General features: G+C 68.9%; 18 protein-coding genes. 15 read left to right on the top strand and 3 right to left on the bottom strand.

The window, feature by feature from the left end:
* Positions 1 to 103 precede the first annotated feature (103 nt).
* The gene (locus tag AC6EUL_RS11800; protein ID WP_056350612.1) at positions 104 to 1222 is read left to right on the top strand and encodes a metallophosphoesterase; all 1119 of its coding nucleotides are present in this window, start codon (positions 104 to 106) and stop codon (positions 1220 to 1222) included.
* 81 nt (positions 1223 to 1303) lie between these two features.
* Here AC6EUL_RS11800 and AC6EUL_RS11795 read toward each other — a convergent pair whose 3' ends face one another.
* On the bottom strand, positions 1304 to 1798 hold the full coding sequence (locus tag AC6EUL_RS11795) for a DUF427 domain-containing protein (protein ID WP_056213493.1): 495 nt from the start codon (positions 1796 to 1798) through the stop codon (positions 1304 to 1306).
* A gap of 159 nt (positions 1799 to 1957) precedes the next feature.
* Here AC6EUL_RS11795 and otsB point away from each other — a divergent pair, with 159 nt between their 5' ends.
* From otsB to AC6EUL_RS11745, 10 genes are all read left to right on the top strand, one after another.
* Positions 1958 to 2713, top strand: a complete 756-nt coding sequence (otsB, locus tag AC6EUL_RS11790) for a trehalose-phosphatase (protein ID WP_056213495.1) — start codon at positions 1958 to 1960, stop codon at positions 2711 to 2713.
* A gap of 61 nt (positions 2714 to 2774) precedes the next feature.
* Entirely contained in the window at positions 2775 to 3785 is a 1011-nt protein-coding gene (locus AC6EUL_RS11785) for a glucokinase (RefSeq protein ID WP_056213498.1), read from the top strand.
* A gap of 14 nt (positions 3786 to 3799) precedes the next feature.
* A complete protein-coding gene (locus AC6EUL_RS11780) occupies positions 3800 to 4552 on the top strand; it encodes a DUF2459 domain-containing protein (protein WP_499870231.1) in 753 nt (250 codons plus the stop codon).
* A gap of 86 nt (positions 4553 to 4638) precedes the next feature.
* Complete coding sequence (locus tag AC6EUL_RS11775) at positions 4639 to 6168, top strand: Do family serine endopeptidase (protein WP_499870229.1); 1530 nt, start codon at positions 4639 to 4641, stop codon at positions 6166 to 6168.
* A 267-nt stretch (positions 6169 to 6435) separates the two neighbouring features.
* Entirely contained in the window at positions 6436 to 7731 is a 1296-nt protein-coding gene (locus AC6EUL_RS11770; RefSeq protein WP_499870227.1) for an aspartate aminotransferase type Ic, read from the top strand.
* Positions 7732 to 7853: 122 nt separating this feature from the next.
* The gene (locus tag AC6EUL_RS11765; RefSeq protein ID WP_499870225.1) at positions 7854 to 8285 is read left to right on the top strand and encodes a hypothetical protein; all 432 of its coding nucleotides are present in this window, start codon (positions 7854 to 7856) and stop codon (positions 8283 to 8285) included.
* A gap of 39 nt (positions 8286 to 8324) precedes the next feature.
* Positions 8325 to 8834, top strand: a complete 510-nt coding sequence (locus tag AC6EUL_RS11760) for a hypothetical protein (RefSeq protein WP_499870223.1) — start codon at positions 8325 to 8327, stop codon at positions 8832 to 8834.
* Between the two features lie 60 nt (positions 8835 to 8894).
* Positions 8895 to 9728: a 3-deoxy-8-phosphooctulonate synthase gene (gene kdsA, locus AC6EUL_RS11755; RefSeq protein WP_200927193.1), complete on the top strand. Its 834-nt coding sequence runs from the start codon at positions 8895 to 8897 to the stop codon at positions 9726 to 9728.
* Between the two features lie 188 nt (positions 9729 to 9916).
* The gene (locus tag AC6EUL_RS11750; protein ID WP_499870221.1) at positions 9917 to 10246 is read left to right on the top strand and encodes a hypothetical protein; all 330 of its coding nucleotides are present in this window, start codon (positions 9917 to 9919) and stop codon (positions 10244 to 10246) included.
* Between the two features lie 210 nt (positions 10247 to 10456).
* Positions 10457 to 12376: a Hint domain-containing protein gene (locus tag AC6EUL_RS11745; protein WP_499870220.1), complete on the top strand. Its 1920-nt coding sequence runs from the start codon at positions 10457 to 10459 to the stop codon at positions 12374 to 12376.
* Between the two features lie 28 nt (positions 12377 to 12404).
* Here AC6EUL_RS11745 and queF read toward each other — a convergent pair whose 3' ends face one another.
* Positions 12405 to 12869, bottom strand: a complete 465-nt coding sequence (queF, locus tag AC6EUL_RS11740; protein ID WP_499870219.1) for a preQ(1) synthase — start codon at positions 12867 to 12869, stop codon at positions 12405 to 12407.
* A gap of 132 nt (positions 12870 to 13001) precedes the next feature.
* Here queF and AC6EUL_RS11735 point away from each other — a divergent pair, with 132 nt between their 5' ends.
* The 4 genes from AC6EUL_RS11735 (at position 13002) to AC6EUL_RS11720 (ending at position 15920) form a co-directional block, all read left to right on the top strand.
* On the top strand, positions 13002 to 13205 hold the full coding sequence (locus tag AC6EUL_RS11735) for a hypothetical protein (protein WP_056183260.1): 204 nt from the start codon (positions 13002 to 13004) through the stop codon (positions 13203 to 13205).
* A gap of 206 nt (positions 13206 to 13411) precedes the next feature.
* A complete protein-coding gene (gene eno / locus AC6EUL_RS11730) occupies positions 13412 to 14701 on the top strand; it encodes a phosphopyruvate hydratase (RefSeq protein WP_055951092.1) in 1290 nt (429 codons plus the stop codon).
* 102 nt (positions 14702 to 14803) lie between these two features.
* Positions 14804 to 15214 carry a thiol-disulfide oxidoreductase DCC family protein gene (locus tag AC6EUL_RS11725; protein ID WP_056350677.1) on the top strand — a complete coding sequence of 137 codons (411 nt, stop codon included), beginning with the start codon at positions 14804 to 14806 and terminating at the stop codon, positions 15212 to 15214.
* A 52-nt stretch (positions 15215 to 15266) separates the two neighbouring features.
* Positions 15267 to 15920: a DUF1345 domain-containing protein gene (locus AC6EUL_RS11720; RefSeq protein ID WP_499870215.1), complete on the top strand. Its 654-nt coding sequence runs from the start codon at positions 15267 to 15269 to the stop codon at positions 15918 to 15920.
* Positions 15921 to 15941: 21 nt separating this feature from the next.
* On the opposite strand, the gene AC6EUL_RS11715 is transcribed toward AC6EUL_RS11720, so the two are convergent.
* Positions 15942 to 16985, bottom strand: a complete 1044-nt coding sequence (locus AC6EUL_RS11715) for an endonuclease/exonuclease/phosphatase family protein (protein ID WP_499870213.1) — start codon at positions 16983 to 16985, stop codon at positions 15942 to 15944.
* Between the last annotated feature and the right edge of the window lie 10 nt (positions 16986 to 16995).

The following is a 16995-nucleotide window of genomic DNA, read 5'->3' as shown; positions in this document are numbered from 1 at the left end:
GCTTCCCTTGCGGGTCGGTGGCGACCCCGAAGCGTCCCTCGGGCTCCGCAACGCCGAGCAGAAAACTTTGCGCTGGGCCCCTGCCGCGGTCCATGGAGCAGCCATGATCCACCTGATCTTCAGCTTGCCCTGCCTGTACGTCGTCACCCGGGGCGTCTGGCCGCTGCCCTGGCCGCTTCCGCTCAAGCTCGGTCTCGCCGCCCTCCTGCTGGTCGCCTCGCAGTACCACCTGTGGAGCCGCCTCTCCTCCGGGTCCGTCTTCTCGCCCGAGTTTCCGCGGCCCATCGTTATGCTGTTCAGCGGGGCGTTCGGTGCGATCATCCTGCTGGCGGTGCTGCTCTTCGCGCTCGACGCCGTCGCCCTGGCATCCCTGGCCCTGCCCGGCGGCGGTTGGGCGGTTTCCAGCGCCTGGCGCATCGGGGCGGCCCTGGCGGTCGCGGTCCTGGCGGCGGTCGCGGTGCAGCAGGCCGTGCGCGTGCCGCCCCTGAAGGATGTCACGGTCGCAGTCAGGGACCTGCCGCCGGGCTTCGAGGGATACACCATCCTCCACCTCACCGATCTGCACATCAGCCGCCTGTTCCCCGCGACCTGGGCACAGGCGGTCGTCTCGCGCGCCAACGGGCTCGGCACGGACGTGATCCTCGTCACGGGGGATTTCATCGACGGTTCGTTCGCGGCCCGGCAGGCCGACGTGGAGCCGCTGCGCGACCTGACGGCGCGGGACGGCGTCTGGGCCATCCCCGGCAACCACGAATACTTCTTCGACGTCGAGACCTGGATGCGCCACTTCGCCGGCATGGGGATGCACATCCTCGCCAACGCCCATGCGGTCGTGACCCGCGGCGGCGACGCGCTGGTGCTGGCGGGAGTCACCGATCGCTCGGCGCCCGCCATCGGCCATCCGGGGCCCGACCTCGACGGTGCCCTGGCGGGTGCGCCCACGGATGCGCCGATCGTGCTCCTCGATCACCAGCCGGCAAATGCCCCTCGGGCAGCCGCGCGCGGCGTGGCGCTGCAACTGTCCGGCCATACACACGGCGGCATGATCATCGGACTGGACCGGCTCGTGGCGCGCGGCAACAACGGGTTCGTCTCCGGCGCCTACCAGGTCGGCGGCATGACCCTCTACGTCAGCAACGGGACGGGCCTGTGGGCCGGCTTCGCACTGCGCCTCGGCCGCCCGTCCGAGCTGACCCGCATCACCCTGCGCCGCACGTCTTGAGGGGGCACGGATACCGGGCGTCGCGCAGGCAGTCCGACGGGGCCTGGATCGGCGGCGATGCCTTTCGGCCCAGCCCGCGCTTCACCACCCCATGGTGCCGGGGCCGCCCTTGAACGGGCCGACGATGGCGGGCGTGATCCAGCCGCCGTAGAAGCCGCCGGGCTGCGGCGTCACACGCGCGTCGCCGACGAAGCAGGCCTCCATCGGACCGGCATAGAAGGCGATGTAGCCCGCGATCGCGGTGAAGTCCGGCGTGGGGGCGGGGTAGGCCCAGGCCGCGCCCTCGGCGCGAAAGCCGCCCGCCGCGACGTCGTACAGGACGGCGCGCCCCTTCCACTCGCAGATGCCGGCCCGGCGAGCGGGCCCGAGCACGCCGGCCACCACATCGCCGGGCGGAAAGTAGTAGGTCGGCGGATGGCTGGTCTCCAGCACCCGGTATCCGGCACCAGTCTCGGCGATGGTCCGGCCGTCGAGCACGACCCGCAGCCGCTCCGGAACCCTCTCGAGGCGGGGCGGGCGCGGGTAGTCCCAGACGCTCTCCTCGTTCGGGCCGGGCGGGATCGGGGTGGGCCACATGCGATCGGGACCTTGCCTCACAGGGATCGGAAGGTCGGACAGATAGGGCAGGGTGTTGCGCCCGCCCTGTTTTCCGGCCTCCCGATTTCCCCTTCCCGCGTTTTCCCCCGGCGCAGGGCATGCTAGCGCAGGCCCGGATCAGACGAAGGGACAACCTGCGTGACCGACCCGACCGCCTTCGCCCTCTATCTCGACTTCGACGGCACCCTGGTGGAGATCGCGCCCAAGCCCGATCAGGTCCGGGTCGATCCCGCCCTCGCTCCGGCCCTGGAGCGTCTGCGCGCCCGGCTCGGGGGCGCCCTCGCCATCGTCACGGGCCGGCCCATCGGGGTGATCGACGATTTCCTGGTCCCCGCCCGCTTCGATGTCGCCGGCCTTCACGGCGTCGAACGGCGGGTCGACGGCATCGTCTCGGGCGGCTCCGCCGAGGATCACCCTGACCTGCGGGCCCAGGTGCCGGCCCTGCATGCGGCGGTCACCGCCCTTGAGCACGTCCTGATCGAAGACAAGGGCGCCTCCGTGGCGGTGCATTGGCGCCTCGCCACCCCGAGCGATGCCGCCGCGGCCGAGGAGGCCGTGAAGGCCGCTGCCACCGCCCTCGGATCCGCCTATCGGCTCCAGCTCGGCAAGGCGGTAGGCGAGATCGTGCCCGCCTCCGCCACCAAGGGCCATGCCATCCGGGCGCTCGCCGAGAACCCGCCCTATGCCGGCCGCCGGGCGATCTTTCTCGGAGACGACCTCACCGACGAGAAGGCCTTCGCCGTGATCAACGAGACCGGTGGCGTCAGCGTCCGTATCGGCGGGGCCGAGACGATCGCGTCTCGCCGCCTCATCGATCCGGAGGATGTGCGCCGTCTGCTCTACGCCTGGGCCGATGGAGCACAGATCGACCCAGACGCCCTGCCGGCCGCCTGAGCGGCGTCCCACGACCGATCCCTAATCCCCGTTCCCCGGGGCCCAGACGGAAGCGACGCGCATGTTCGAATTTCCCGTCCTCGTCGGCGATATCGGCGGCACCAACGCCCGCTTTGCCCTGGTCCCCGAAGCGGGGGCGAAGCCGGTCCTCCTCTCCCACGAGGAGACGGCCGGCCACCCCGATCCCAGTGCCGCCATCCGCGCCTCCCTGGCCAAGGGGAACGGCACCGCCCCACGCTCCGCCATCCTGGCGGTGGCGGCCCGGGTTGACGGGCCGGCGGTGCAACTCACCAATGCCCATTGGGTGATCGAGGGCGCGCGAATCGGGCAGGATTTCGGCCTGTCGCGCTCGGTGGTGGTCAACGACTACGTACCCGTGGCGGCTGGTGCTGCCGGGATCAGCCCCTCCGAGCTGACGCCCATCGGTCCGAACCGGGAGGAGGGCCGGGCCGGCGACCAGGGGGCGCGCCTCGTCCTCGGGCCCGGCACCGGGTTCGGTGCAGCGGCCCTGTTGCCGGTGGGCGGGCGCCTCGTCATCGTCTCGACCGAGAGCGGCCACGTGGATTTCGGGCCGAGCTCGCCGGCCGAGCTCGCCCTGTGGCCGCATCTGGAGCGGGTCGAGGGCCGCATCACCGTCGAAACTCTCCTTTCCGGCCCCGGCCTGACCCGGCTCCATGCAGGCCTGCACCGGCTGCGCACCGGCGCCGACGGCCCGCGCCTCGACCCGGCCGCGGTCACGGAGGCGGGGCTCACCGGCGCCGACCCGGACGCGGCGGCCGCCCTCAACCTGTTCGCCAAACTCCTGGGCCGCGTCTGCGGCGACCTCGCGCTCACGTTCCTGGCCACCGGAGGCGTCTATATCGGCGGCGGGATCGCGCCCCGCATCATCGACGTGCTCCGGCGCGGCGCCTTCCGCGCGGCCTTCGAGTACAAGCCCCCCTTCGTGGCGCAGATGGAGGCGATCCCCACGAGCGTCATCGCCGTGCACGATCCCGCGCTGACGGGCCTCGCCGCCCTCGCAAGCCAGCCCGACCGGTTCGACTATCACGGCCAGGTCTGGCAGGCGCCCTGACCGATCGCGCAGCCATGCGCACGGGTCGGTGGGGACTCGCTCGAATTGTCGCGGGCCTTGCCGCCCTGATCGTCACCCTGGTCGGACTCGTCGTCCTCGCAGCGCTGCTGACGGTGCAGCGGGGCGACCCGGACCTTTATCCGCCGGCGGACGCGGACAGTATCGGCATCGCGCTGGTGTCGCACGGCTGGCATTCCGGCCTCGTGCTGCCGCGGGCCGCTCTGACGGGAGCGGGGAGCGGGCCGGCCCTCGCCAGCATCGCAACGCGGTTCCGCGCCTATCCGCAGATCGAGTTCGGTTGGGGCGAGGCCCGCTTCTACCGGGCGACGCCGACCCTGGCCCAGTTCGATCTCGGCCTCGCGCTCGCAGCCCTGTTCACGCCGGGCGGACGGGCCGGGGTGGTCCAGGTGGTCGGCCTCGAGCGGCCGGTGCGTGATAGCTTTCCCTATTCGGACCTCGTGCCGCTGCGGGTCTCGAAGCCCGGCCTCGCGCGCCTTCTCGCGCGCCTGGAAGGAAGCTTCCGCCTCGTCGACGGACAGCCGGCCGCGGGCGGTCCGGGCCTCTACGGGCCGAGCCTGTTCTACGATGGGGCAGGGCGCTTCTCCTACGCGAACGTCTGCAACCACTGGGCGGCACGCCTGTTGCACGCCGCAGGCCTACCCATCACTCCCGTCCTCGATACCCACCCGGCGGGCCTCCTCCTCGACCTGCACTGGCGGTCCGGACTTGCCCCTCAGCCGCCGTCCGCGAACCTGTCCAAACCGTAATCTTCACGCCACGCCCGGGTCAGGCGGCGCCCTCTACAAACCGGATCACGGCCCGCCAATGGCGGCCCCCCGATCCGGAGACCCCTATGACCGCTCAGCCCAACCGTCTGCGCCGCAACGCCCTCGCCTCCGTCGCCGTGGCCGCCCTCGTGGCGACCGGCGCGGCCGGTGTCGGCCTGACCCAGCCGGCCGCGCCGGCCTACGCCCAGTCCCTTTCCAAGAACCCGATCGAGACCCCCGATCATCCGCCGGGCTCCTTCGCCAGCGTCGTCGACAAGGTGAAACCGGGCGTCGTCGCCGTGAAGGTGAAGCTCGACGACAGTGCCGATTCCGACGACGAGGACGGCCCCGGCCAGGGACAGCAGGTCCCGCCGCAGCTGCGCGAATTCTTCAAGCGCTTCGGCCAGGGCGGACCGGGTCAGGGTGGTCAGGGCCAGGGCTTCGGCATGCCCAAGCGCCAGGGTCAACGCGGCGCCATGGGCTCGGGCTTCATCATCTCGGCGGACGGCTACGTCGTCACCAACAACCACGTGGTCGACAAGGCCAAGTCGGTGCAGGTGACCCTGGACGACAACCGCACCCTCGATGCGAAGGTGATCGGCAAGGATCCCAAGACCGACCTCGCCCTCCTCAAGATCACCGAGGGCGGCACCTTCCCTTACGTCTCCCTCAGCAAGTCGGCGCCCCGCGTGGGCGACTGGGTGGTGGCGATCGGCAACCCGTTCGGCCTCGGCGGCACGGTGACGGCGGGCATCGTCTCGGCCCGCGGCCGTGACATCGGCGCCGGCCCCTACGACGACTTCCTGCAGATCGACGCGCCGATCAACAAAGGTAACTCCGGCGGCCCGACCTTCAACGTCGGCGGTGAGGTGGTGGGCGTGAACACTGCCATCGCGTCGCCCTCCGGCGGCAGCGTTGGCCTGGCCTTCGCCATCCCGGCCGAGACTGTGCAGGCGGTGGTCGACCAGCTCCGGGCCGACGGCAAGGTGGCCCGCGGCTACCTCGGCGTACAGGTCCAGCCGGTGACGAAGGACATCGCCGACGGCCTCGGTCTCGACAAGGCCAAGGGCGCCCTCGTGGATCATGCCGAGGCGGGGACTCCGGCGGCGAAGGCGGGCCTGAAGTCCGGCGACGTGATCGAATCGGTCAACGGTGCCCCGATCAACGACGCCAAGGAGTTGTCCCGCAAGATCGCCGGCATCAAGCCGGGGGCCAAGGTCGAGCTGACCTACCTGCGCGGTGGCAAGACCGACACCGCAACGGTGGAACTCGGCGTGCTGCCCAACGACACCAAGGTGGCGAGCACCGACCGCGGCTCCTCGGTGAACGGACAGCCGCGGCTGGGCCTCAGCCTCGCCCCGGCCTCCGAGGTCGGTGCCGGCTCCGAAGGCGTGGCGGTGATGGAGGTCGATCCCGACGGTCCGGCTGCGGCCAAGGGCATCGAGCAGGGTGACATCATCCTGGATGTCGCGGGCTCCAGCGTCTCGCAGCCCTCGGAGGTGGCCGAGCGCGTCCGCTCCGCCGAGTCGAGCGGCCGCAAGGCGGTACTGATGCGGGTCAAGAGCGCCAAGGGCGTCACCCGCTTCGTCGCGGTGGCCCTGAGCAAGGCGGGCTGATCCGGAGTCTCCTCGGAGGGGGATCGAACGAGACCGAACGGCGGCCCACCCTGCGGGCCGCCGTTCGCCATGGTTCCTCCAGGCGCACGGACTGGACGCGCCGAGCCGACATCGGAGGCATGGACTCGGATCCGAGCCACCTGGCATGCCACGCAACCCTGAGACCGGGAGCCCCGCGCCCGCGCGGGGTGACGCGGGCGACGTGAGACGTCATGGTGCGCGCGCTTTTTGAACGCCCGCGCGGCCCCACCCGGACCTGAGCCCACCATGACGACGATCGCCGACCGCAGCACGGCCGACCTCGCGGACCTGCACGCGCAGGCTCGCAACGCCTACGACGCCTTCAAGGCCCGGGGCCTCAAGCTCGATATGACGCGCGGCAAGCCGGCGCCCGAGCAGCTCGACCTCTCCAACGGCATGCTCGCGCTGCCGGGCAACGGCGACTACACCACCGCGGCGAAAGAGGATGCGCGCAATTACGGCGGTCAGCAGGGCCTGCCCGAGCTGCGGGCCCTGTTCTCACACCTCATCGATGCGCCGGCCGATCAGATCGTGGTCGGCGGCAATTCCAGCCTGGCCCTGATGCACGACACCATCGTGTGGGCGCTCCTGAAGGGCGTGCCCGGCTCCGAGCGGCCGTGGTCGCAGGGCGAGACGCCGGTCTTCCTCTGCCCGGTGCCGGGCTATGACCGCCACTTCGCCCTTTGCGAGGAGTTTGGAATCCGCATGATCCCCGTGCCGATGACGGGGCAGGGGCCCGACATGGACGTGGTCGAGAAGCTGGTCGCCGACCCCGCCGTGAAGGGCATGTGGTGCGTGCCGAAATACGCGAACCCGTCGGGCGAGATCTTCTCCGACGAGACCGTCCGGCGCCTCGCCACGATGACGACGGGCGCTCCCGATTTCCGCCTGTTCTGGGACAACGCCTACGCGGTGCACCACCTCACCACCGATCGCCACCCGGTACGCGATATTCTCGCCGCCTGCGCCGAGGCCGGCCGTCCGGACCGGCCCTTTCTCTACGCTTCGACCTCGAAGATCACCCTGGCGGGCGCCGGTCTCGCGGTCTTTGCCGGCTCGCCCGAGAACACGCGCTGGTTCCTCGCCCGTGCCGCCAAGCAGACCATCGGCCCCGACAAGCTGAACCAGCTCCGCCACGTGCGCTTCCTGCGCGACGCCGCCGGACTCCAGGCCCACATGGACGCCCACCGGGCCCTCATCGCGCCGAAGTTCGCGGCCGTACAGGAGGCCCTGGAGCGGCACCTGGCCGGAACCGGAGCCGCGCGCTGGACCCGGCCCGAGGGCGGCTACTTCATCACCGTCGAAGCCCGTGAAGGCACCGCCACCGAGGTGGTTCGGCTCGCCAAGGAAGCGGGCATAGCCCTGACACCGGCCGGAGCGACCTCGCCCTATGGCCGCGACCCGAAGGACAGCGTCCTGCGTCTTGCGCCGACCTTTCCCAGCCTCAGCGACGTGACGAAGGCAGCCGAGGGCATCGCCATCTGCATCCTTCTTGCATCCCTGGAGGCCGAGCACCGGGCCCGCGCGCGCTCGGCGGCCTGACCCCTCTGACGCAATCCGGAAACGTCGGCGCCGGATGATGCGGCGCCTATCCGGGAGGCAACGCGATGGTGGCCCTGAGGACGTTGACCCCGAGAACGCTGCAACGCGCCGGCGCTCATGTTTTGCCCGGCCTGGCTTTCTGCATCCTCATGGCCGAGGCGGCCCCGGCCCAGGCGCGCACCGCCTGGGCGTCCGGCACCTTCGTCTACGCCGACCTTTGTACCCTGCCGCAGACCGGCACGCGCAGCGGCCAGCGCATCACCCTGCGGCGCTCACCGAACGGGGACGGGCTGACCTACGAGAGGGCCGAGCAGCGTGGCCCCCGCGCTGCCGCCGACGTCACCCTCGACGACGCCACCAAGGCGATCCGCTTCGCGGTTGAGACGGAGGTCGGGCCGCTCCACTTCCAGGGCGTCGCCGGCGCAGATGCTCTCACTGGCACCTTCGAGGACGAGGCGGGCGCACATACGTTGTCCCTGCCGCGGGTCCTGCGCTCCCATGCTCACGAGGCCTGCCACGGCGACACCACGGGTTCGATCACCCCGCGGCGGTAAGTGGTGGGCGCGGTCTGTCTCCTGCGCTAGATCGGACCGATGACGCTTTCCTTCCGGCTCGCCGCGATCCTGCTTTCCCCGGTGCTGTACGCTGCGGCTCCGGCGGCGGCGGATGGCTGCGATGCCCTCGCCGCACGGATGATCCGCGCCACCGGGGCTTCTCTGGCCGGTCGCGAGGGGACACGCGCCGTATTCCGCGCAGCCGATGCCGAGCGGATGAGCCTCGATTGCCGGGCGCACCGGATGGTCTTCTCCGCCCTGGAACGGGAGCCGGCTCGCCGCTACTACGCGCTGATCGGCCTCGCCGCCGGGGCGCTCACCGGCGCGAAACCCGAGGCTGTCGAGACCCTCGCCCTCAGTCTGCACCAAGGTGCCCTGGTCACGGGACGCCCCCAGGAGGGCGTTGTAGGGCGCGCTGCGCTCCGCTGCGAGACGGCGCCCGATACCGACCCGTTCGTGTCGCCGCGGACCCGCTGCGTGCTGATCCCCAGCACCCGGGGCGTGCTTCGCCGCCATGCCGGCCTTCCCGTGGCAGCGCAGGCGGGCTAGACCGGCGCTATGCCTCAGATTGCTTCATCCGAGACCGCGTCTTCCACCGCTCCCATCGTGATGGCCGGTTCGGTCGCGTTCGCGAACCACCTGCCCTTCGCGCTGATCGCCGGCCCGTGCCAGCTCGAGAGTCGCGATCACGCGGTCGAGATCGCCGATGCCCTGAAGGCGATGACCGACCGCCTCGGAATCGGCCTCGTGTTCAAGGCCTCGTTCGACAAGGCCAACCGGACCTCCGGCACCACCGCGCGCGGCCTCGGCCTCGCCGGGGCCCTGCCGATCTTCTCGGAGATCAAGGAGCGCTTCGGCCTGCCCGTCCTGACCGACGTGCACGAGGCAGCGCAATGCGCGGCTGCGGCCGAGGTGATCGACGTGCTCCAGATCCCGGCCTTCCTCTGCCGGCAGACCGACCTCCTTCTCGCGGCCGCCGCCACCGGCCGAGTGGTGAATGTGAAGAAAGGTCAGTTCCTCGCACCCTGGGACATGGCTCACGTGGCCGCGAAGGTGACCAGGGCAGGCAATCCCAACGTGCTGGTGACCGAGCGCGGCGCCTCGTTCGGCTACAACACCCTCGTCTCCGACATGCGCAGCCTGCCGATCATGGCGCAGGTGACCCACGGCGCCCCAGTGGTGTTCGACGCCACCCACTCGGTGCAGCAGCCGGGTGGTCAGGGCGCGACCTCGGGCGGTCAGCGGGAGTTCGTCGCCGTGCTCGCTCGCGCGGCCGTAGCGGTGGGCGTCGCCGGCCTGTTCATCGAGACGCATCCCGACCCGGACCAGGCCCCCTCGGATGGACCGAACATGGTGCCCCTGACGGCGATGCCGGCGCTGCTCGCCGAGTTGCAGGCCTTCGATCGCCTCGCCAAGGCGCGGATCGTCGGCCAGGCCCCCTGAGATCGAGGAAAACCGTCAATCTAGATCCAGCAAGTCCAGGCACGGGCTCGACAACTCCGGACGGCTGAAGCGATTCACCAAGGGCGATGAACCACGTTGCGCTTTGTTCATCTGGGAAAGCGGACGGGAACGATCGGGACATCCTGACGTTGGAATATCCAATTCGTTCTCGAATGCTGTAGGATACCATGCGCAAGCTCGCTCTGATTTCTGCCCTTACCCTTTCGCTCGGCGGTCTCGCTGCTGCCACCTCCGCCGAGGCCGGGCCGCGTGGCTATGGTTACGGTCATGGGGGCTACGGTCATGGCCATGCCTACGGCCATCGCGGCTATGGTCGCGGCTACGCGTATGGCGGTCGTCGTCGTGGGATCGGAACCGGCGCGGCCGTCGGTCTCGGCATTGCCGGTCTCGCGGCGGGCGCAATCGCTGCGGGCGCTGCGCGGGATTCCTATTATCGCGACGGTTATGCGCGTCCTGCCTATGGCTACGGCGCCCCCGCTTACGGTTATGGCTACTAAGCTCTTCATCGTCTGACACCGAAGACCGATACGCAAACGCAAGCAGGGGCGGCCAACGAAAGTTGGCCGCCCCTGCTTGCGTTTGGACCCCGCCCGGAACTACGAACCGCTCCGCTTCGCGCGCTCGCGGCCATATCGATTTTTGCGCCTCGTCCCACAAGCTTCGCACAGGGGTTCGCGTCCGATCCCCACGGTTGCGAGGAATGTGGAATGGCCATCTTGACGGACCTAAACGCGGGACAGCGCGACGAGGTCACTTTCCTGTCGGGCCTCGACGAGAATGGGCGGATCGGAGGCGATACCTACTACACTTGGAACTACAAAGATTTCAGCACGACCGATGTCTGGATGAACAAGTGGTACAACGACAGTAAAGGCGCTCCTCTCGCCACCACGAGCCAAGCCGGGACACCGGGCGGAACGATTACCTATTCCTTCAGCGCCGGTCTACCGGTCGCTGCGCAGCCTGCCTATACGGCCGCCCTGTCGCTCTGGTCGGACATTGCGGACATCAAGTTCGAATATGTCCCTGATGCCAAGTCCGCGAATCTCCTGTTTACGACATTTGGAGAGGGCGGCGCAGCGACTTTCATACCAAACAACGGTAAGACGCCGATCGGCAGCGGGGATATTCCTTCGCAGACGTCGCCTCTCGCTCGGGGCGGCCAAGCGAGCATCGCCCTCGAGGCGCCGGACAACATATGGGGCAGCTTCGAGCTCGGTCGCTCCAAGATCATGAGCGACACCGCCCACGAGATCGGTCACGTCCTCGGTCTGGGCCATGGCGGATACTACAATGGCGGCACCTTCGAAGGGCAGCGGGGACCATACGACCAGAATCTGTGGACCTTGATGTCCTACATCGGAACGGGTGATCCGAACGCTACCTTCGCGTCGCAAGCTCCCGTCAACGCAGATTGGCAAGGCGGGTGGGCCCAGACGCCGATGGCGATCGATGTTCTGGCCAGCCAGCGCTACTACGGTGAGTCGAAGACCAGCACCTTCGCCGGTGGACAGACCTACGGCTTCAATACGAACATCACTGGCGCTTCGCGGGACTATTTTGATTTTACCAAGAACAGTACCCCCTTCGTCAACTTGTACAACCGTGGCACCAATAACACCCTCGATGTCTCCGGCTTCAGCACGGACACTCGGATCAACCTCAATCCCGGCACCTTCAGCACTGCCAGTGCCAACAGTGCCGTCACCAACAACATCAGCATTTCGTTCGGCACGCGGATCGACAAGGCCGTCACCGGTGCCGGAGACGACGTCATCTATGGCAACAACAACAGCAACGTGATCGACGGCGGCGGCGGCAACAACGCCTTCGTGATCACGGGCTCCAGCGCGAACTTCACGATCGACCGGACCAGCGCCACAAGTGCCATCGTCACCGACAAGACCACCGGCGCCGTCGATACGCTGACGAACATCGATAACATCTTTTTCGTCGATCCCGTCTGCTTCACCACCGGAACGCGCCTCGCGGTTGTCCGGGACGGCGTCGTCGGCGAGGTGTCGATCGAGGATCTGCGCCTGACCGATGTGGCGGTGACTGCCACGGGCGGCCGCCGTTCGATCCGCTGGATCGGCCGACGAGACGTCCTGCCCGACACGTATCCCGTGCCTGCGACGCAATGGCCCGTACGCATCCTGGCCGGAGCGTTCGGCACGGATGCCTGCGGTCAGGCCGTCCCGGCCCGAGACCTGCGCCTGTCGCCCGGACACCCGGTGCTGATCGGCGCCGATGCGGCGAACGCGGGCGGCGTGCTGGTGCCGATCATGAACCTCATCGATGGTATCGCGATCTGCCGAGAGGCTGTGGACCGGGTGACCTACTGGCATGTGGAGCTCGACCGGCACGACATCCTGTTGGCGGAAGGCCTGCCGGCCGAATCGTACTTCGAGAGCGGCGCGCGCGCCTGGTTCGGCAGCGACACCAGGCAGGGCTGGTGGAGGGACGTCGACGGGACCGCCAATCCGCTGTCCGGTCGCTGCCGTCCGGTGGCGTTCGACGGTCCGATCGTCGAGGCTGCGCGCTGCCGGATCGGCAGCGCCTTGCGCCTGCGTCTGGCCGCACAGGCAGCCTGGCCTTGCAGCGAGACGCGGACGATGGCGGCCTGAGCCGAGGCCGCTCTCAAGGGAACGGTTCTCAGCGGGCCCGGTAGGGTGGCACGCCGGGATCCGGAAGCCAGACGGAATTCGGCGGCTCGCCCGTCTGCCAGAACACGTCGATGGGAATACCGCCGCGTGGGTACCAGAAGCCGCCGATGCGCAGGTAGCGGGGCGCCAGCAACTCGGTGAGGCGCAGGCCGATACCCACCGTGCAATCCTCGTGGAAGGCTCCGTGATTGCGGAAAGCCGTCAGATAGAGCTTCAGCGACTTCGATTCGACCAGCCACTGATCCGGTACGTAGTCGATCACCAGGATGGCGAAATCCGGCTGGCCGGTGACCGGGCACAGGGAGGTGAATTCCGGCACGGTGAAGCGGGCCAGATAGTCGGTGGTCGGATGTGGGTTCGGCACCCGGTCGAGTCGAGCCTCGTCCGGGCTGCCCGGCGGGGGCGTCATCTGTCCAAGTTGCAGGCTCTCGGCGCCTGAAGGCGGTGGCGTCATGGGCAAAATCTTCCGAAGACGAGGAGCGGACCACGTCGCAGGCGTCAGGCCTTATGACGAAATCCAATCATTTCGCCAGTCATGTGTCACCGACGAGTGGCAGGCGCGGGGTCCGCGTGCCATATGGAACGTATGAGCGACGAAAACACGGCTACCTACCCCTACACCCTGGAGATCCAGCCGCCCAAGGCGCCGGGCAGTCCATACCAGTGGGCGATTCGCCGGAAGGGGAAGCTGATTCAGCGATCCGACCGCAATCATCCCACCGAAGCCAAGGCGCGCGAGAACGGGATGGCCCAGATCGAGTTGCTTCTATCGGGCGCCGGAGACCGCTGACGCGATCCGGTCCAGACGGGACGCGGCAGATTCTGTCGGCCCGAAGGCAGCGGGTCACCGAGGGCGCTTGCCGGACGCGAAGCGTTGGCGGATAAGCCTCGGCGGGATCACCCCATCCCCGATGCGGCCAAATGGCGGCGTCCGGGAGGGGCCCGGCCTCACGCGATTGAGGCCTCGACAAGCCGAAACGTCCGGAAGGCGCCTGCATGACCGCGATCACCAACATCGCCGCCCGTGAGATCCTCGACAGCCGAGGCAACCCGACCATCGAGGTCGACGTGCTGCTCGAGGACGGCTCCTTCGGCCGCGCAGCCGTGCCGTCAGGCGCCTCCACCGGCGCGCACGAGGCGATGGAGCTGCGCGACGGCGACAAGGGCCGCTACGGCGGCAAGGGCGTGCGCAAGGCGGTCAACGCCGTGCAGTCCGACATCCTCGACGCCATCGGCGGCATGGATGCCGAGGACCAGATCGCCATCGACGAGGCGATGATCGAGCTCGACGGCACCCCGAACAAGAGCCGCCTCGGCGCCAACGCGATCCTCGGCGTCTCGCTGGCCGTCGCCAAGGCTGCTGCCGAGACGGCCGGACTGCCGCTTTATCGCTACATCGGCGGAACGCAGGGTCGGGTGCTGCCCGTACCGATGATGAACATCATCAACGGTGGCGCGCATGCCGACAATCCGATCGACTTCCAGGAATTCATGATCATGCCGGTGGGCGCATCGTCGCTCGCCGAGGCCGTTCGCATGGGCGCCGAGGTGTTCCACACTCTGAAGGGCGCTCTGAAGAAGGCCGGCCACAACACCAACGTGGGCGACGAGGGCGGCTTTGCCCCGAACCTGCCTTCGGCCGAGGCCGCCCTCGACTTCGTGATGCAGTCGATCCAGGCCGCCGGCTTCAAGCCCGGTACCGACATGGTCCTGGCCCTGGACTGCGCCGCGACGGAATTCTTCAAGGACGGTGCCTACCACTATGAGGGCGAGGGGCAGACCCGCGATATCGAAGCACAGGTCGCCTACCTCGCCGGCCTCGTGGATGCCTATCCGATCCTGTCGATCGAGGACGGCATGTCCGAGGACGACTGGGAGGGCTGGAAGCTGCTCACCGACCGGGTCGGCGACCGTTGCCAGCTCGTGGGCGACGACCTGTTCGTGACCAACGTCACCCGCCTCTCGCGGGGCATCGCCGAGCAGACCGGCAACTCGATCCTGGTGAAGGTCAACCAGATCGGGTCGCTCACCGAGACGCTGGCGGCCGTCGACATGGCCCAGCGCGCCGGCTACACCGCCGTGATGTCCCACCGCTCCGGCGAGACCGAGGATTCGACCATCGCCGACCTCGCGGTCGCGACGAATTGCGGACAGATCAAGACCGGCTCGCTCGCTCGCTCGGATCGGTTGGCCAAGTACAACCAGCTGATCCGCATCGAGGAGGGCCTCGGCTCGCAGGCGCTCTATGCCGGTCGCAACGCCCTGAAGGCGCTCGCACGCCGCTGAGGACTCGCGAGCGCGCCTGCAAAGGCGCCTGAGTGAATCCGACACGGCCGCGAAGTCCTTCGCGGCCGTGTTTCGTTGCAGGCCGTGCCCTATGTCTCGTCCATGTCCACCTCCCAGACCGCGCGCCCCGCGCTGACCGTCTATTACGACGGCGCCTGTCCTCTCTGTGCCGCGGAAATCCGGCTGTACCGGCGCTCCGAGGGGGCCGAGCGCATCGCCTGGGTCGATGTCGGGGCCGAAGGCCCTGCGGAACTCGGGCCCGGCCTCACGCGGGGTGCGGCCCAGGCGCGCTTCCACGTTCGGCGCCCCGATGGTGCCCTGGTCTCGGGGGCCGCCGGATTCGTCGCACTCTGGGCCGTGCTGCCGCGCTGGCGCTTCCTCGCATGGCTCGCCCGCCTACCGGGCGTGCTCGGTCTGGGCGAGTTCGCCTACCGCCTCTTTCTGCCGTTGCGGCCCTGGATCGCCCGGCGCGTTCGGGGCGGTGGACCACGCTGCGACAAGGCTTGCGGATAGGGCGCGCGTGGGCGCAGGAGCAGGGACGGAGCTCACTCCTGCGAGGCGGCGCATGCTCAATCCCATCCAGGCCTTCTGGCTCCGGCCGCGCCTCCTCGTCAGCGTCGGGCTCACCCTGGTGCTCGCCCTGATCCTGCCCTTCGCCGACCTGTCTGTCCGGCTTCTGATCGGTTGGTGTCTCGGCGTTCTCGTCTATTGCGGGCTCATCGTCGGCAAGGCTGCACGCCAGTCACGGGATTCCCTGCGGGCCGAGGCCTCGCGCCTTGATGACAGCGCCTTCACGGTCACGCTCTTCGCGATCCTGGCGGCGGCGGCGAGCTTCGGCGCCGTGGCCATGCTGGTTCTCGGAGGAAACGGCAGCGAAGCCTATCGCCTGACTCACCTGGCCCTCGCGGCCGCCACGATGATCTGTGCCTGGCTCTTCGTGCAGGTCGTGTTCACGGTGCACTACGCGCACCTCTACTACGGCGCCGATGCCGACACGTCCCGCGGCGGCCTCGACTTCAACGGCGACGAGAACCCAGACTTCTGGGACTTCTTCTACTTTTCCGCGACGATCGGGGCGACGTCCCAAACCTCGGACACCGACATCACCAGCAAGACGATGCGCCGGGTCGCCACGGTGCAGACGATCTATGCCTATGTCTTCAACACAAGCGTCCTGGCGCTGGCGATCAACATGGCGGCGGGTGTCGCCCAGCATTGAGCCTACAGGCGGCGCCGAACATCAGGGCGCGGCCTCCAGGGCTTCTCGAGCGTCCGCGTGATCGTCCACCGTAGCCTCCGGTGCCTCCTGCAGGTCCGGAGCTCGATCGCTGCGGCACAGGCTGATGAGGATCGGGAAATGGTCGGACTGGATATGGGGCAGGCGCTCGATCCGGCCAAGCAGGAAGTCGGCGCTGAAGAAGATATGATCGAGGGGCCAGCGCAGCAGCGGCCACTTCGCGTTGAAGGTCGGATAGAGACCGCGCCCGATGCGCGGATCGAGGAGCCCGCTGATCCGCTGGAAGAGGTCGTTGGTCTTGGACCAGGCGACGTCGTTGAGATCCCCCGCCACAACGGCGGGACGCCCCTCCGCCTTCACCTCGCGGGCCACCAGGACGAGCTCGGCGTCGCGTGCGGCGCTGCTCTGGCCCGGGTGGGGCGGGCGCGGATGCACGCCGAAGAACGTGAAGGTCTCGCCGGAACGCAGGGTCACGCCGGCGCGGACGGAGGGGACGTCGTCCTCCAGGAGGAAGCGCACCTGCGGGTCGGTGAGGGGGAGCTTCGAATAGAACATCAGCCCGTAGGTGTTGCCCTGCGGCTGGGCCAGCACGTGAGGATAGCGGGCCCGCAGGGGTTCGAGCGCCTGCGCCCAGGCTGCGTCGGTCTCGACCAGCAGCAGCAGGTCGGGGTCCTGAGCGGCGATGAGATCGAGGATCGGTGCGTAGGCGCGGTTGGACTCGAGCACGTTGGCGATCATGATCGACACGCCGGCGTCGGAGCGGCAGGCGCCGGCCTCCGCGGCCACGGCCTGCGGCGAGGACAGACGCGTGAACGGGTAGATGCAAGCCACTTGGTAGGCTAGGGCTGCCACGAGGCCCGCGGCGAGCATCAGCCCCGGGGCATCGGGGGCGACGAGAAGCAGGCCCAGGATCACCGGCACGATCAGGGCCGCAATCTGCAGTCGCGGAAAATCGAAGGTGCGGATGAAGCCGGAATTGCTCGGAACGAACGGCAGCAGCGTCGCTGCCACGAGGAGCACGCCGAAGGCCTTCAGGCCCAGTGCCATCCATGTCCCC

The organism is Methylobacterium sp. 001424705, assembly GCF_059816145.1.
Note: the sequence above shows the minus strand (reverse complement) of the source record. Positions and strands in the feature narration are given on the sequence as shown.

Bases quoted from the DNA above. Each gene is read 5' to 3' on its own strand.
- AC6EUL_RS11800 (WP_056350612.1), top strand. From the start codon at position 104: ATGATCCACCTGATCTTCAGCTTGCCCTGCCTGTACGTCGTCACCCGG.
- AC6EUL_RS11795 (WP_056213493.1), bottom strand. From the start codon at position 1,798: ATGTGGCCCACCCCGATCCCGCCCGGCCCGAACGAGGAGAGCGTCTGG.
- AC6EUL_RS11785 (WP_056213498.1), top strand. From the start codon at position 2,775: ATGTTCGAATTTCCCGTCCTCGTCGGCGATATCGGCGGCACCAACGCC.
- AC6EUL_RS11780 (WP_499870231.1), top strand. From the start codon at position 3,800: ATGCGCACGGGTCGGTGGGGACTCGCTCGAATTGTCGCGGGCCTTGCC.
- AC6EUL_RS11775 (WP_499870229.1), top strand. From the start codon at position 4,639: ATGACCGCTCAGCCCAACCGTCTGCGCCGCAACGCCCTCGCCTCCGTC.
- AC6EUL_RS11770 (WP_499870227.1), top strand. From the start codon at position 6,436: ATGACGACGATCGCCGACCGCAGCACGGCCGACCTCGCGGACCTGCAC.
- AC6EUL_RS11760 (WP_499870223.1), top strand. From the start codon at position 8,325: ATGACGCTTTCCTTCCGGCTCGCCGCGATCCTGCTTTCCCCGGTGCTG.
- kdsA (WP_200927193.1), top strand. From the start codon at position 8,895: ATGGCCGGTTCGGTCGCGTTCGCGAACCACCTGCCCTTCGCGCTGATC.
- AC6EUL_RS11750 (WP_499870221.1), top strand. From the start codon at position 9,917: ATGCGCAAGCTCGCTCTGATTTCTGCCCTTACCCTTTCGCTCGGCGGT.
- AC6EUL_RS11745 (WP_499870220.1), top strand. From the start codon at position 10,457: ATGGCCATCTTGACGGACCTAAACGCGGGACAGCGCGACGAGGTCACT.
- queF (WP_499870219.1), bottom strand. From the start codon at position 12,869: ATGACGCCACCGCCTTCAGGCGCCGAGAGCCTGCAACTTGGACAGATG.
- AC6EUL_RS11735 (WP_056183260.1), top strand. From the start codon at position 13,002: ATGAGCGACGAAAACACGGCTACCTACCCCTACACCCTGGAGATCCAG.
- eno (WP_055951092.1), top strand. From the start codon at position 13,412: ATGACCGCGATCACCAACATCGCCGCCCGTGAGATCCTCGACAGCCGA.
- AC6EUL_RS11725 (WP_056350677.1), top strand. From the start codon at position 14,804: ATGTCCACCTCCCAGACCGCGCGCCCCGCGCTGACCGTCTATTACGAC.
- AC6EUL_RS11720 (WP_499870215.1), top strand. From the start codon at position 15,267: ATGCTCAATCCCATCCAGGCCTTCTGGCTCCGGCCGCGCCTCCTCGTC.
- AC6EUL_RS11715 (WP_499870213.1), bottom strand. From the start codon at position 16,985: ATGGCACTGGGCCTGAAGGCCTTCGGCGTGCTCCTCGTGGCAGCGACG.